Consider the following 15476-nt stretch of genomic DNA (forward strand, 5'->3'; position numbering starts at 1 on the left):
GCAAAAATGGCAAAACGAACAACCAAAAAAACGACCAAGCCTGTCCGCCCGCAGCTGGGTGACGGCGTTGAGATCCTGAATGCGGGCAGTGTGTTGGAAGATCCCATCACCAGCACGCTGGAGACCAACTATATGCCCTACGCGATGAGCGTCATCGTCTCCCGCGCCCTGCCCGAGATCGATGGCTTCAAGCCCGCCCACCGCAAGCTGCTGTACACCATGTACGGTATGGGCCTGCTGAAGGGTGCCCGCACCAAGTCGGCCAACATCGTGGGCAGCACCATGCACCTGAACCCCCACGGTGATGCCGCCATCTACGATACCATGGTGCGCATGGGCCGGGGCAACGAGAGCCTGCTGGTGCCCTTTGTGGACAGCAAGGGCAACTTTGGCAAGGCGTACAGCCGGGATATGTCCTGCGCCGCTGCCCGTTATACCGAGGCCAAGCTCGAAGGTGTCTGCGAGGAACTGTTCCGGGACATTGATAAGGAGACCGTGGACTTTGTGCCCAACTACGACGGCACCACCACCGAGCCGACCCTGCTGCCCGTGACCTTCCCCACTATTCTGGCCAACAATACCCTTGGCATTGCGGTGGGTATGGCCTGCAACATCTGCTCCTTCAATCTGGCAGAGCTGTGCGCCACCACTGTGGCCCTGATGAAAGATCCCAAACACGATATCTCCACCACTATGCCAGCCCCGGATTTCGTGGGCGGCGGCCAGATCCTGTACGATGAGGCCCAGATGCGGGAGGTCTATGAGAATGGCCGGGGCAGCATCAAGGTGCGTGCCCGGTACAATGTGGTGCCCGGCGAGAATATGCTGGAGATCACGCAGATCCCGCCCACCACCACTGTGGAAGCCATCATGGACAAGATCGCCGAGCTGGTCAAGGCGGGCAAGATCAAAGAGATCAGCGATATGCGGGATGAGACCGACCTGAACGGCCTCAAGCTGACCCTTGACCTCAAGCGCGGCGTGGACCCGGAAAAGCTGATGGCCAAGCTCTACAAGACCACCCCGCTGGAGGACAGCTTCAGCTGCAACTTCAACGTGCTGGTGTCCGGTCAGCCCCGGGTCATGGGTGTGCGGGAGATCCTGCAGGAGTGGACCGCTTTCCGGATGGAGTGTGTCCGCCGCCGCACCTACTACGATCTCCACGGCAAGGAAAAGCGGCTCCACCTGCTCAAGGGCCTTGCCGCCATTCTGCTGGATATCGATAAGGCCATCCATATCATCCGCACCACCGAGGAGGAGACCGAGGTGGTGCCCAACCTGATGATCGGCTTTGGCATCGACGAGGTGCAGGCCGACTATGTGGCTGAGATCAAGCTGCGTCACCTGAACCGGGAGTATATCCTCAAGCGGACGGGTGAGATCGAACAGCTGGAAAAGGACATTGCCGACCTGAACGATATTCTGGCAAAGCCTGCCCGCATCCGCCGCATCATCATCAATGAGCTGAACGATGTGGCCAAAAAGTACGCCCAGCCCCGCCGCAGCGAGATCCTGTATGATCTGCCCGAGGAGGAGAGCGGTGCCGAAGAGGAGGCTGTCCCGGATTATCCCGTTACCGTGTTCTTTACCCGTGAGGGCTACCTGAAAAAGATCCCGCCCCAGAGCCTGCGCACCGCCGGTGCCCACAAGCTGAAAGAGGGCGATGAGATCATCCATCAGGTGGAGACGCGGAACAACGTGGAGGCCCTCTTCTTTACCGACAAACAGCAGGTGTACAAGGTGCGCCTGAACGAGCTGGAGGACGGCAAGGTGGCCCAGATGGGCATCTACCTGCCGGGCCGTCTGGGAATGGATGAGGGCGAGAATATCCTCGCTATGGTCATCACGGGCGATTACAGCGGTTATGTCCTCTTCTTCTTTGCGGGCGGCAAGTGCGCAAAGATCCCGCTGGCCTCTTACGCCACCAAGCAGAACCGCCGCAAGCTGCTCAAGGCCTACTCCGACAAGGAGCCGCTGGCAAAGCTGCTCTTCCTGCCCGAGGACACGGAGCTGGCCATCCGCACCAGCGCAGGCCGGATGCTGCTGGTCAACACGGCGCAGATCGCTGCCAAGACCACCCGCGACAGCCAGGGTGTTGCTGTTGTGACCCTGAAAAAGAACCAGACCATTGCATCTGTCGTTCCGGCAGAAACGCTGGAGCTTGCCAACCCCCACCGCTACCGTGTCCGCAGCCTGCCCGCCACCGGCGCTCTTATCCGCGCCGAGGACGAGGGTGAGCAGATGAGCCTGCTGTAAAGGGCAGCGTGCTCGCCCTCTCCGTCAAATCCTGACGGATTTGCCACCTCTCCCAAAGGGAGAGGCAAGAAGCGTTTCCTCTACGTCCTTGGCTCTCCCTTTGGGAGAGCTGTCACCGCAGGTGACTGAGAGGGCGAGGACGCTGGCGGGGAGCGCCTGAGAGGGTTTGTTTTCACAAAGAACATGATGATATGCAAGAAAGGACGACCCAATGCAAAACATCGACCTGATCTGTATTGGTAAAATGAACGCAAAATATTTTGCCGAGGGCGTGGCAGAGTACCAGAAGCGTCTGGCTGCCTTTGCGGCATTCCGGATCATTGAGCTGCCGGAGGAAAAGATCGAGGAGAAAAATGCCTCCGATGCTGTGGTGAAAAAAGCACTGGAGAAGGAAGGAAAAGCCATCCTCTCCAACGTCCGCAAGGGTGCTGCCATCGTTGCCATGTGCATTGAGGGCAGGCAGATATCCTCCGATGAGCTGGCGCAGTTTCTGGCCGACCGCGCAAACAGCGGGGCAGGGGATGTGGCGTTCGTCATCGGTTCCTCCCACGGCCTGTCCGATGAGGTGAAAAAAGCCGCAGCCCTCAGATTCAGTATGGGCCGCATCACCATGCCCCATCAGCTGGCCCGCCTGGTGCTGACCGAACAGATCTACCGGGCCTGTACCATCAATGCCGGTATGAAGTATCATAAGTAAGAACCTCTCAGGCGCTTTGCGCCAGCTCCCCTATTTACACAGCTGCTGTCTTGCCTCTCCTGTTAGGAGAGGTGGCAATGCGAAGCATTGACGGCGAGGTTATCTTTACAAAAAGAAGAAAACATGATAAAGTAAAGATACGCGGCAGTGGGGAAAGCTGCCCGAAACAACACACACGACACGGCAAGCCAGCCGCGGACGGAAAGGATGTTATTACAATGGAACAGAGCGAAAAGACCCTTGATATGATCGTCAATCTCTGCAAGAACCGTGGTTACGTGTTCCCCGGTTCTGAGATCTATGGCGGTCTTGCCAACAGCTGGGACTACGGCCCCCTGGGCGTTGAGTTCAAGAACAACGTCAAGAAAGCATGGCTGAAGAAGTTTGTCCAGGAGAGCCCCTACAATGTGGGCCTGGATGCCGCCATCATTATGAACCCCCAGACCTGGGTGACCACCGGCCACGTTTCCAGCTTCTCTGACCCCCTGCTGGACTGCCGTGCCTGCAAGGCCCGCCACCGTGCCGATAAGCTGATCGGTGAGGAGCATCCCGAGGTCAATGTGGATGCCATGAGCTTTGATGAGATGGATCAGTTCATCGCCGACCACGAGGACATCGTCTGCCCTGTCTGCGGCAAGCATGACTTCACCCCCATCCGCAAGTTCAACCTGATGTTCAAGACTGCCATCGGTGTTACCGAGGACAGCTCTTCTACCTGCTACCTGCGTCCCGAGACCGCACAGGGCATTTTTGTCAACTTTGCCAACATCCAGCGCACCACCCGCCGCAAGCTGCCCTTTGGTGTCTGCCAGGTGGGCAAGGCTTTCCGCAACGAGATCACCCCGGGCAACTTCACCTTCCGCACCCGTGAGTTCGAGCAGATGGAGTGCGAGTTCTTCTGCAAGCCCGGCACCGATCTGGACTGGTTTGCTTACTGGAAGAACTACTGCGAGAACTGGCTGCTGAGCCTGGGCATCAAGAAGGAGCACCTGCGTCTGCGTGACCATGAGCCTGCAGAGCTGGCCTTCTACAGCCGTGCCACCACCGATATCGAGTACGCCTTCCCGTTCACCGACTGGGGCGAGCTGTGGGGTATTGCAGACCGCACCAACTACGACCTGACCCGCCATCAGGAGGCCTCCGGCAAGAGCCTGGAGTACTTCGACAGCGAGACCAACGAGCACTACATCCCCTACGTGATCGAGCCCTCTCTGGGCTGCGACCGTGTGGCGCTGGCCTTCCTGTGCGAGGCTTACGATGAGGAGCATCTGGTCGATGCCAAGGGTAAGGAAGATGTCCGCACCGTCCTGCGTCTGCATCCGGCTCTGGCTCCCTACAAGTGTGCTGTGCTGCCCCTGAGCAAGAAGCTGGGCGACAAGGCCATGGAGATTCGTAACGAGCTGAGCAAGTACTTCATGGTGGACTACGATGATACCGGTTCCATCGGCAAGCGTTACCGCCGCGAGGATGAGATCGGCACTCCCTACTGCATCACCGTGGACTTCGACACCGTGGGTGACGAGGCCAAGGGGATCGCAGCTGACAACTGCGTCACCGTCCGCGACCGTGATACCATGGAGCAGGTGCGTATGCCTATCTCCGAGCTCAAGAGCTATATCGAGAGCAAGATCGAGTTCTGAAAATAGCATTTTCTGGGAGCTGCTGCGTTTTGTGGCGGCTCCTTTTTTGTTGTTCGGGTGGACATCTCCGCGCAAAACGGTTATACTGAAACAAATGACCATGCCGTTTCTTGCGGCAGAAAGGAACCTTTTGTGAAAAACTTTGATGAACTGCTCAAAAAATATGCTGACTTTATCGTCCGGGTGGGCGTGAACCCTCAGCCGGGCCAGACCATGATCATCCGCTGCCCGCTGGAGGCTGCCCCGCTGGCCCGCTTGTGCGTGCGCAGCGGCTTCGAGGCCGGAGCCCGTGATGTTCAGGTGGACTGGAGCGACAATGCCGTATCCCGCACCCGGATGGAGCTGGGCAGCGAGGAAGCCCTGACCGACAGCAAGCCCTACCAGCTGCGCCGCTACCTCGACTACGCAGAGAGCGAGGGCAGTGTCTGCGTGCTGCACCTCATTGCGGATGACCCCGAGGTCTACGCCGGTCTGGATGGTGCCAAGATCAGCCGTGTGAACGCCGCCAACCGGAAATTTATGGCTCCCTGGCGGGAGTACACCATGAACGACAGGGTGCAGTGGTCCATTGCCGCCATGCCCAGCGCCCCCTGGGCAAAGAAGATGTTCCCCGGGCTGGATACGGATGCTGCCATCGAGAAGCTGTGGCAGCTCATCTTTGATGTCTGCCGCGTGACCGGTGGTGACCCCGTCAACGAGTGGAAGGCACATCTGGACCGTCTGACCAGTCTGGGCGAGAAGATGAATGCTCTTGATCTGGAGAGCGTCCACTTTGAGAGCGCCAACGGCACTGACCTGACCGTGGGCCTGGCCGAGAAGGCCAGCTGGGAGAGCGCCGGCAGCAAGAACGAGAAGGGCGTGTTCTTCCTGCCCAACATCCCCACCGAGGAAGTGTTCACTGCTCCCCACAAGGATAAGGTGGACGGCATCGTCTACGGCACCAAGCCCTATGTGTTCAATGGCCAGCTCATCAAGGGATTCCATGTCACCTTCAAGGATGGCAAGGTCGTTGAGCATGGAGCCGAGGAGGGCGCTGACCTGCTGGGCCGGCTGCTGGATACCGACGAGGGAGCCCGCCATATCGGTGAGGTGGCACTGGTGCCTGCATCCAGCCCCATCAACCGCAGCGGCGCGCTGTTCTACAGCACCCTGTTCGATGAGAACGCTGCCTGCCACATCGCCTTTGGTGCCAGCTACCCCGGTACCACCGAGGGCGGCACCGGCCTGACCAAGGAGCAGCTGGAAGAGCGCGGCATGAACCAGTCCACCATCCATGAGGATGTGATGATCGGTGCAGAGGACAGCCATATCACCGGCAAGTGCCGTGACGGACGAATCGTGGAACTCTTCCGTGACGGTGTCTGGGTGCTGTAATCGTTCAATATAAATAATTCGTTAAATCCTTACAGTCTGTGATTAGTCTGTAAGGATTTTTGCTTATTTAGAACGACTAGAAACTTGATAATTGTATGAATGCACAAAAGATATTTCACATGAAAGAAAAATATTGACATCAAAAAAAGGCGTGTTATACTTTTATTGTAAGAAGTGTACTTTGACAGAACTGCATCATAAGCCGAAGGGAGATGTAATTATGAAACGTTTGACTGCTGTATTATTGAGCCTGATTTTTGTAGTAGCAATTGGCGCAACGGCTTTTGCGGCGTTTGACACCTCCAGAATCGATCGATATTTTGAAACAGAGACCCAGAAACGGATTGACAGTATGCTGGAGCTGGTTCTGGGAAAAGAAAAGGCAGAAGAACTTGTTGAAACTTCAAGAACTTCCAGCTATGATTTTACGCAAGTGGAAGCGTATGTAAATCAGCATGTGGCGCAGCAGTCGAGCGAAATGTTCCGTTTGATTGAAGCGGCAGAACAAAAAGCACGTGATGTATCCCCGGAACCGATTATACCTGATACCTGCAAGCATAATTATGATCTTGATAAGGTTGTCCGGGAGGAATTCCGGAATATGCCGATTGGAAGAGATTTTATCAAGGTGACTTATTATTATGTCTGTACCAAGTGTGGAGATACAAAAACAGAAGTGGAAACCTATGATGCATAAGAAGATTGTGAGAAGGTTTTGATTCTTGAAGTGCTGTGGTACGGCAAAGGATAAGGCAAAATTTCACGAAACCCCTTGCATAATTACCGGAAGTATGCTATATTCTAATAGTACGATATAACTTTTACTGAAACGTGGGCCGCAAGGTCCGCGTTTCTTGTTTGTTTGGAGGTTTTTATGGCGAAGCAGTCTGGCGGAAATACCGCCCAGAGAGTCGAAGCGCTTGTCCGCCCCACTGTGGAGGGCATGGGCCTGCGCCTGTGGGACGTGGTCTTTGAAAAGGAAGGGCCGGACTGGTATCTCCGTGTCCTCATCGACAAAACGGACGGCACCACCATGGACACCGACACCTGTGCCGATGTCTCCCATGCGCTGGACCCCATCCTGGATGAGGCAGACCCCATTGAACAGAGCTATTATCTGGAAGTCGGCAGCCCCGGCCTGGGCCGCAAGCTGACCCGCCCGGAGCACTACGAAGCCGTTCGGGGCCAGAAGATCAGCGTCAGGCTGTACCGGGCCAACGAGAACGGTGTTAAGGAGTTTTCCGGTCTCCTGACTTCCCGCGAAGGCAATACCATCACGCTGGAAGGCCCGGCCGGCCCCATGCAGTTTGAGCTTTCCGCCGTCAGCACGGTGCGCCTGTGTGACGACGAGGACCTGTTTGATTAAAAGAGAAAGAATGATATTTAGGAGGAACCCGAAAAATGGCTGCAGCGAACAATGAATTTTTTGAAGCTCTCTCCATGTTGGAGCATGAGCGCGGCATCACCGCAGAGTACCTGATCGAGAAGATCAAGGCTGCTATCGTGATCGCTGTCAAGAAGAACTATGAGGTCGAGGACGACAACGTTCTGGTGGAGATCGACCCCGACAGCGGCAAGTTCAACGTCGCTCTGGTGCAGAACGTTGTCGCCGATGAGGACTGGTACGATGAGCACGCCGAGATCGGCATCACCGAGGCCCAGAAGATCCGCAAGAGCTATGAGGTCGGCGACCGCGTTGTGACCCCCCTCAAGACCAAGGACTTCGGCCGCATTGCTGCCCAGACCGCAAAGCATGTCATCCGTCAGGGCATCCGGGAAGCCGAGCGCAGCCAGCAGCTGAGCGAGATCCAGTCCCGCGCCCATGATATCATCCAGGCCACCGTTACCCGCGTGGACAACGAGAAGGGCATCGTGGCCCTGGACCTGGGCAAGGGCGGCGAGGCCATCCTGCCCCGCAACGAGCAGGTGCCCGGCGAGACCTACACCGAGGGCCAGACCCTGCAGGTCTACGTTGTGGACGTGGTCAGCGGCGAGCGCGGTGCCCGCGTGATGATCAGCCGCACCCACCCGGGCCTGGTCAAGCGCCTGTTCGAGCTGGAAGTGCCCGAGATCTATGACGGCACCGTTGAGGTCAAGGCCATCAGCCGCGAGGCCGGTGCCCGCACCAAGATGGCTGTCTGGAGCAAGGATGCCAACGTCAACCCCGTTTCTGCCTGCATCGGCCCCCACGGCGACCGTGTGGCCGCTGTGGTCGAGAAGCTGGGCGGTGAGAAGATCGATATCGTCAAGTGGAGCGAGGATGTCTCCGAGTTCATCTCCGCAGCCCTGAGCCCCGCCAAGGTGCTCAAGGTCGAGCTGCTGCCCGGCGAGACCCGCTCCTGCCGCGTCACCGTGCCTGACCAGCAGCTGAGCCTGGCCATTGGCAACAAGGGCCAGAACGCCCGCCTGTGCGCCCGCCTGACCGGCTACAACATCGACATCCGCCCCGAGAGCGGCTACTACGGCGAGGACGAGGAGCCCAAGGCTGCCGAGCCCAAGACCGAGGACGCTGAGTAAGAGCGGCTGTGACCGCACCTGAAGGAGGGAAACCGGATGGCACAAAAAAAGATCCCTGCCCGCCAGTGCATCGGCTGCATGACCAGCCGCCCCAAAAAGGAACTGGTGCGGGTGGTGCGCGCCCCCAGCGGCGAGATCAGCATCGACCCTGTGGGCAAGAAGCCGGGCCGCGGCGCTTACCTCTGCCCGGACCCGGCCTGTCTGGCAAAGGTCAAAAAGAAAAAGGCGCTGGAGCGCTGCTTTGAGCAGCCGGTTCCCGCCGAGGTTTACGATGCGCTGGCCGCACAGCTGGCCGACGTGGAAAAGGAGGCCCAGCCGAATGGCGAAGCATAACAATACCCCCGAAAAGCCCAAAATGGCCCCGGAAGAAGCGCTGTTCCAGGCGCTGAGCCTCTGCCGCAAGGCAGGCGCGCTGACCATGGGCTTTGATGCCGTGGAAGATGCCTGCGTCAAGAGCAAGGCATGGCTGGTAATGGTCGCGTCCGATGCCAGCGCCAAGACCGTGCAGCGCCTGAACTACGCTGTGGGCGACCTGGTGGACGTGATCTCCATGCCGCTGACCCAGGACCGCCTGGCCGATATCAGCCGCAAGCCTGTGGCTGTTTACGCGGTGACTGACCGCAACCTCGCAAAGCTCTGCTTTGACCGTCTTTCGGACTGCGGGGCAATCAAAAATGAGGAGGATATGAGCGAATGACCGTAAAATATAAAGTGAGCGATTTTGCAAAGGATCTGAATGTTTCTGCAAAGAAGGTCCTGGATGAGCTGGCTGCCATGGGCAGCACCGGCAAGAAGAACAGCTCCACCCTGGAGGAGAACGAGCTGAACTACCTGCTGGAGAAATTCAGCAAGGACAACAGCGTTGCCAGCCTGGACGAGTATCTGAACAGCGCAAAGCAGCCTGCCCAGCCTGAAAAGAAGGCGGAGAAAAAGGCCGAGAAGCCTGCGGAGAAAAAGGCAGAGCCCAAGGCTGCTGAGAAGAAGCCCGAGGCAAAGCCCGCTGCCCCTGCCGCAAAGGCAGAGCAGCCCAAGGCAAACAATAACAACAATAAGCACGGCGAGAAGAAGAACGAGCAGCACAAGAAGCGCGAGGAGAAGACTGTCTCCCTGAGCGAGCTGGCCCGCGAGACCGGTGCCAAGGCCTCTGCTGCCCCCGCTCAGTCCGTCTCTGTCCGCCGCGAGGACAGCCAGGTGACGGTCGATACCCGCACTGTGGATGTGAACGTGGACCGCTTTGATGCCCGCTACGACGATCTGGCTTCCACCAAGAACACCGAGAACCGCCGCAAGCCCACCCCGCAGGGCAACAAGCAGAAGTTCACCCAGCGCGGCCAGCGCCAGCGCCAGCAGTTCCAGAAGGGCAAGCGCGAGACCGAGTTCGAGCGCCTGCAGCGCATCCAGCTGGAAAAGGCCCGCAACGCACAGCTGAAGGTGATGATCCCCGATGAGATCACTGTCGGCGAGCTGGCTGCCCGCCTGAAGCAGCAGGCCGGCAAGGTCATTGCCAAGTTCATGCAGATGGGCGAGATGCACGCCATCAACGATGTGATCGATTTCGATACCGCATCTCTGCTGGCTGAGGAGTTCCACGCAAAGGTCGAGCACGAGGTGCATGTGACCATCGAGGAGCGCCTGTTCACCCAGGAGGAGGATTCCGCCGAGGATCTGGTGGAGCGTCCTCCCGTTGTCTGTGTCATGGGCCACGTTGACCACGGTAAGACCAGTATCCTGGATGCCATCCGCAAGACCAATGTCACCGCAGGCGAGGCTGGCGGCATCACCCAGGCCATTGGTGCATATCAGGTCAAGATCAACGACAGCCTGATCACCTTCCTGGATACGCCGGGCCACGAGGCATTCACCTCCATGCGTGCCCGTGGTGCCAACATGACCGATATCGCTGTTCTGGTCGTTGCCGCCGATGACGGCATCATGCCCCAGACCGTGGAGTCCATCAACCACGCCAAGGCTGCCAATGTCAAGATCATCGTGGCCATGAACAAGATGGATAAGCCCACTGCAAACCCCGAGCGCGTGATGGAAGGCCTGACCAAGTACGGCATCATCACCGAGGACTGGGGCGGCGATGTGGCCTGCATCCCCGTTTCCGCACTGACCGGCATGGGCATCAACGACCTGCTGGAGCGGATCGCGCTGGAGGCCGAGGTCATGGAGCTCAAGGCCAACCCCAACCGCCGCGCCAAGGGTGCTGTTGTTGAGGCTCGTCTGGACAAGGGCCAGGGCCCCATCGCCACCATTCTGGTGCAGAACGGCACCCTGCATGCCGGTGATGTCATCATTGCCGGTACCGCTGTGGGCCGTGTGCGTACCATGCGCAGCGACAAGGGCATGCTGCTGAACGATGCAGGCCCCTCCACCCCCGTGGAGATCACCGGCCTGACCGCTGTGCCCGAGGCAGGCGACCTGTTCGAGGCCGTTGCCGACGAGCGTCTGGCCCGTGAGCTGGCAGAGCAGCGCATTGCCGCTGCCAAGGAGAAGCAGTTCTCCTCCTTCCAGAAGGTCACTCTGGATAACCTGTTCAGCCAGATGGCACAGAACGATATGAAGGAGCTGGCCATTGTCGTCAAGGCTGATGTGCAGGGCTCCGCCGAGGCCGTCAAGCAGAGCCTGGAGAAGATCTCCAATGATGAGGTGCGCGTCCGCGTCATCCACGCCGGTGTCGGTGCCATCAGCAAGTCCGACGTTGACCTGGCCGATGCCTCCAACGCCATCATCATCGGCTTCAATGTCCGCCCCGACAACGTGGCCAAGGAAGAAGCCGCTGCCACCAAGGTCGAGATGCGGATGTACCGCGTCATCTACGATGCCATCAACGATGTCACCGATGCTATGAAGGGCATGCTGGCTCCCAAGTTCCGCGAGGTCGCTCTGGGTGAGCTGCAGGTCCGCCAGGTCTACAAGATCAGTAACGTGGGCACCGTTGCAGGCTGCCGCGTGACCAGCGGCAAGATCACCCGCGACAGCAAGGTGCGCGTTGTCCGTGACGGCATCGTCATCACGGAGGACGAGATCGCATCTCTGAAGCGCTTCAAGGATGATGCCAAGGAAGTGGCCGAGGGCTACGAGTGCGGCGTTACGCTGGCAAAGTTTGCCGATGTCAAGGAAGGCGACGTTTACGAGGCCTTCAAGATGGAAGAATATCGGGACTAATTGAAAAACCTCTCAGGCTCGCATCCGCTCGCCAGCTCCCCTGGCAGGGGAGCCAGGCGGGGCGTGTGCTTGCCTCTCCTATTAGGAGAGGCGGCATTGCGAAGCAATGACGGAGAGGCTATTATAGGAGAAATTTATGTCTCAGAAAAATATGGGTCGTCTTGCCCAGGATATGAAGCGTGAGGTCATTGCCATCATCGGACGGCTGAAGGACCCCCGCCTGGAGGGCGGTCTGCTGACCGTCACCCGTCTGGATGTGACACCTGACCTGGATGTTGCAAAGGTCTATGTGAGCGTGATGGGCCGCGAGGACGGCCCCAAGCCCGCCATCGAGGCACTGAACCGTGCCGCAGGCCATGTGCGCACCGAGGTCAGCAAGAAGATGCACATCCGTAAGGCTCCGCGCTTCATCTTTGTGGAGGACGACGGTGCCGCCTACGCAGCCCACATCAATGAGCTGCTCCGCACGCTGAACGTGAACGGTGACGCTGAGGAAACCAGCCAGCCGGAAGAGACCGAGGAATAATCAGCCTTGCGGAAAGGATGGAACATGGGATGACAGAACAGCTGAATGTACAGCAGATGGCAGAAAAGCTGCTTGCTGCAGATAACATCTTGATTCTGTGCCACAAAAACCCGGATGGTGATACGGTCGGCTGCGGCAGCGCGCTCTACTATGCGCTGCTTGCACTGGAAAAACACACAGCCGTGCTCTGCGCCGACCCCATCCCCGGCCGGTACGCATTTACCAACCCCCGCCTGTTCAAGGGCGAATTTGAGCCGCAGATCGTGGTGGCTGTGGATGTTGCCAGCGTCCAGCTGTTTGGCGAGGGCAACGGCGTTCCCCAGTACACGCGCCATGTGGACCTGTGCATCGACCACCATGCAGGCAACAGCGGCTACGCCGAGTTCACGCTGCTGGACGGCAGCGCCGCCGCTGCGGCAGAGCTGCTGTATGAGGTGATCTGTGCCATGCATGTGGAGATCACCCCCCACATTGCCGACTGCCTGTATACCGGCCTGTCCACGGATACCGGCTGCTTCAGGTTCTCTTCCACCAAGGCCAGCACCCACATCACTGCTGCCAAGCTGATGGAGGCCGGTGCCCATGTGGAGGAGCTGAACACCCTGCTGTTTGACACCAAGTCCCGGGAGCGGATGGAAGCCGAGCGGATCGCCCGCAACCATCTGGAATATCATCTGGATGGCCGCTGCGCCCTCATCTACCTGACCCGGGATGAGATCGAGCAGAGCAGGGTAGACCCTGCGGATCTGGAAGAGCTGACCAGCCTGCCCATCAGCATTGAGGGCGTGAAGGTCGGCCTGACCCTGCGCCAGCAGCCCGGCGGCAGCTATCGCATCAGCGTGCGCACTGCCAAGGGCGTGGATGCCTGTGCCATTGCCCGCCGTCTGGGCGGCGGCGGCCACACCCGTGCGGCGGGCTGTGAGCTGCTGGGCAACCTTGACAATGCCAAGAGCGCGATCCTCTCTGAGGTGGAAGCTGTTCTTGATGCACCGCAGGAGGAAGCATGATGCAGGGGATCCTCATTGTTGATAAGCCCACCGATTGGACCAGCTTTGATGTCATTGCCAAGCTGCGGGGCATTCTGGGCACCCGGAAACTGGGCCACAGCGGTACGCTGGACCCCATGGCGACCGGTGTTCTGCCGGTGTTCTGCGGCGGGGCCAGCAAGGCAGTTGATCTGCAGCTGGACCACACCAAGGCCTACCGCGCTGTTCTCAGGCTGGGCCAGCGCACCGATACCGGCGATGTGACCGGCACTGTGCTGGAGACCGCCCCGGTAACGGCAGGGGAGCAGGAGCTGCTGGCCGTTCTGCCGCAGTTCCTTGGCCCCCGGATGCAGACCCCGCCCATGTACTCGGCGGTCAAGATCAACGGCCAGCCGCTCTATAAGCTGGCCCGTGAGGGCAAGACCGTGGAGCGCAAGGCCCGGCCGATCGAGATCCTGGACATCCGGTACGAGGGCAGCCCTGCGGAAAACGAGTATGCCCTGACCGTAAAGTGCTCCAAGGGCACCTATATCCGGGTGCTGCTGGAGGAGATCGCCGAAGCCATGGGCCAGAAGGGCACCATGAGCGCCCTGCGCCGCGTGGCCGCCGGGGTGTATTCCGAAGCCGATGCCCACACGCTGGAAGAGATCCAGGCGGCAAAGGACGCGGGGCCGGAGGCCCTGCAGGCTCTGATGCTGCCGGTGGAAAGCGTGTTCGCCAGCCTGCCGCTGCTGGTGGCGGACGAGCGGGTGGAGCAGCACCTCTACAACGGGTGCCCCACCAGCCGCTATCCCGCTGCCGACGGCCGCTACCGCGTGCGGAACGCCGGAGGGCAGTTTCTGGGTCTTGCCAATGTGGTGAACGGTGTGCTCAAGGTGGAAAAGCTGTTCGTGGAAAGGAACTGACGACCAATGCAAATCGTTTCATCTCTGTCGCCCCTGGCGCTGGAACATGAGGGCGGCACTGCTGTTGCCATGGGCTACTTCGATGGCATCCACATCGGCCACCGTGCCGTCATTGAGGGAGCAGTGGAGTGGGCAAAGGCCCACGGCGCTGCCCCGGCGGTGTTCACCTTCAAGCTGCCCGCTGACAGCAAAATGAAGGGCCGCCGCCTGCTCTCCACCGAGGACAAGCACGCCCTGATCGCAAGCCTGGGTGTGGAGTATTACCTCTGCCCCGAGTTTGAGGAGATCCGCGCCATGACCCCGGAGCAGTTCGTGTACGGCATCGTGCAGGACTGCCACGCCAAGGCGTTGTTCTGCGGCGAAAACTTTACCTTTGGTGCCAAGGCCGCCGGGACCCCCGAGCTGCTGAAGGAGCTCTGCTCCCCGCTGGGGGTGGAGGTCGTGGTGGTGCCCATGGCACAGTTTGAGGAAAAGCCGGTGTCCTCCACCCGCATCCGTACGGCACTGGAGGGCGGCGATGTGCCTGCCGCCAACGCCATGCTGGGGATGCCCTACGCCATCCGCTTTGCGGTGCAGCACGGGGCGGGTCTGGGCCGCACGCTGGGCGTGCCCACCATCAATCAGATCTATCCGGCGGGCTTCCAGATGCCCCGCTACGGCATCTATATCACCCGCACCCGGATCGGTGATACCTGGTATCCCTCGGCCACCGGCCTGGGGACCCGGCCCACCGTCAATTCGGACGAGACCAAGGTGACCTGCGAGACCTTTATCCCGGATTTTTCCGGCGACCTCTACGGCACCGACCCGGTGGTGGAGTTCTACGCCTACCTGAGCCCCAGCAAAAAGTTTGATACCCTGGATGAGCTGAAGGCCTGCATCGACCATGCGGCCCGGCGTGCCAAGGCATATTTTGCGAGATCACAGTAAAATATTTCTTGCTTTTTGCACGGATTTCTGTTATACTAGCCATGTTACCGCGGCACGGGGCTGGGAGTATGCCCGTTCGGGAGTACCGTTTTCCCGCATTCTGTGCCGACGGCAAATAAAATTTTATAAAGAGGTACTGTTACTATGAACAAGCAGGAAGTTATGGCCAAAGTCGCTCTGACCGAGAAGGACACTGGCTCCCCCGAGGTTCAGGTCGCTCTGCTGACCGCTCACATCAACGAGCTGAACGAGCACCTGAAGAAGAACCCTAACGATCACCACAGCCGCCGTGGTCTGATGAAGATGGTTGGCCGCCGCCGCAATCTGCTGGCCTACCTCCAGAAGAAGGACATCGAGCGTTACCGTGCTCTGATCGCAACCCTGGGTCTGCGTAAGTAATAGAAAACAGAGGGCAGGTACCGCAATGTGGTGCCTGCCCTTTGCTCTTTTTGAGGAACAACAGGCCGCTGCTGC

At 59.1% G+C, this 15476-nt stretch carries 15 protein-coding genes; all 15 read left to right on the forward strand.

Annotated features, from left to right (window positions below):
• The first annotated feature begins 6 nt into the window (after positions 1-6).
• The 15 genes from MTP40_RS04555 to rpsO all read left to right on the forward strand — a co-directional run bounded on the left by MTP40_RS04555 (position 7) and on the right by rpsO (position 15401).
• The gene (locus tag MTP40_RS04555) at positions 7-2256 is read left to right on the forward strand and encodes a DNA gyrase subunit A (RefSeq protein WP_249259895.1); all 2250 of its coding nucleotides are present in this window, start codon (positions 7-9) and stop codon (positions 2254-2256) included.
• Between the two features lie 211 nt (positions 2257-2467).
• On the forward strand, positions 2468-2953 hold the full coding sequence (rlmH, locus tag MTP40_RS04560) for a 23S rRNA (pseudouridine(1915)-N(3))-methyltransferase RlmH (RefSeq protein WP_097770974.1): 486 nt from the start codon (positions 2468-2470) through the stop codon (positions 2951-2953).
• Positions 2954-3171: 218 nt separating this feature from the next.
• Positions 3172-4593: a glycine--tRNA ligase gene (locus tag MTP40_RS04565; RefSeq protein ID WP_249259896.1), complete on the forward strand. Its 1422-nt coding sequence runs from the start codon at positions 3172-3174 to the stop codon at positions 4591-4593.
• A gap of 132 nt (positions 4594-4725) precedes the next feature.
• On the forward strand, positions 4726-5967 hold the full coding sequence (locus MTP40_RS04570) for an aminopeptidase (RefSeq protein ID WP_249259897.1): 1242 nt from the start codon (positions 4726-4728) through the stop codon (positions 5965-5967).
• A gap of 220 nt (positions 5968-6187) precedes the next feature.
• Entirely contained in the window at positions 6188-6664 is a 477-nt protein-coding gene (locus MTP40_RS04575; protein WP_156075063.1) for a hypothetical protein, read from the forward strand.
• A 177-nt stretch (positions 6665-6841) separates the two neighbouring features.
• Entirely contained in the window at positions 6842-7333 is a 492-nt protein-coding gene (rimP, locus tag MTP40_RS04580) for a ribosome maturation factor RimP (protein WP_097770978.1), read from the forward strand.
• 35 nt (positions 7334-7368) lie between these two features.
• Complete coding sequence (gene nusA, locus MTP40_RS04585) at positions 7369-8484, forward strand: transcription termination factor NusA (protein WP_097770979.1); 1116 nt, start codon at positions 7369-7371, stop codon at positions 8482-8484.
• Positions 8485-8520: 36 nt separating this feature from the next.
• Positions 8521-8817 carry an RNase P modulator RnpM gene (rnpM, locus tag MTP40_RS04590; protein WP_238078460.1) on the forward strand — a complete coding sequence of 99 codons (297 nt, stop codon included), beginning with the start codon at positions 8521-8523 and terminating at the stop codon, positions 8815-8817.
• A complete protein-coding gene (locus MTP40_RS04595; RefSeq protein ID WP_005933129.1) occupies positions 8804-9181 on the forward strand; it encodes a L7Ae/L30e/S12e/Gadd45 family ribosomal protein in 378 nt (125 codons plus the stop codon). Before rnpM ends, MTP40_RS04595 begins: the two co-directional genes overlap by 14 nt.
• Positions 9178-11655 (forward strand): translation initiation factor IF-2, encoded by a 2478-nt coding sequence (gene infB, locus MTP40_RS04600; protein WP_097770980.1) that lies wholly within the window; start codon positions 9178-9180, stop codon positions 11653-11655. The genes MTP40_RS04595 and infB overlap by 4 nt, the downstream gene beginning before the upstream one ends.
• 136 nt (positions 11656-11791) lie before the next feature.
• The gene (gene rbfA / locus MTP40_RS04605) at positions 11792-12181 is read left to right on the forward strand and encodes a 30S ribosome-binding factor RbfA (RefSeq protein ID WP_097772525.1); all 390 of its coding nucleotides are present in this window, start codon (positions 11792-11794) and stop codon (positions 12179-12181) included.
• Positions 12182-12198: 17 nt separating this feature from the next.
• Complete coding sequence (locus tag MTP40_RS04610) at positions 12199-13188, forward strand: DHH family phosphoesterase (RefSeq protein ID WP_238078461.1); 990 nt, start codon at positions 12199-12201, stop codon at positions 13186-13188.
• Entirely contained in the window at positions 13188-14072 is an 885-nt protein-coding gene (gene truB / locus MTP40_RS04615; protein WP_154276479.1) for a tRNA pseudouridine(55) synthase TruB, read from the forward strand. The genes MTP40_RS04610 and truB overlap by 1 nt, the downstream gene beginning before the upstream one ends.
• Before the next feature lie 6 nt (positions 14073-14078).
• Entirely contained in the window at positions 14079-15002 is a 924-nt protein-coding gene (ribF, locus tag MTP40_RS04620; protein ID WP_238078160.1) for a riboflavin biosynthesis protein RibF, read from the forward strand.
• A 144-nt stretch (positions 15003-15146) separates the two neighbouring features.
• Complete coding sequence (rpsO, locus tag MTP40_RS04625) at positions 15147-15401, forward strand: 30S ribosomal protein S15 (protein WP_005933138.1); 255 nt, start codon at positions 15147-15149, stop codon at positions 15399-15401.
• The last annotated feature ends 75 nt before the right edge of the window (positions 15402-15476 follow it).

The sequence above is a fragment of the Faecalibacterium sp. IP-3-29 genome (genome assembly GCF_023347335.1).
GTDB lineage: Bacteria > Bacillota > Clostridia > Oscillospirales > Ruminococcaceae > Faecalibacterium > Faecalibacterium duncaniae.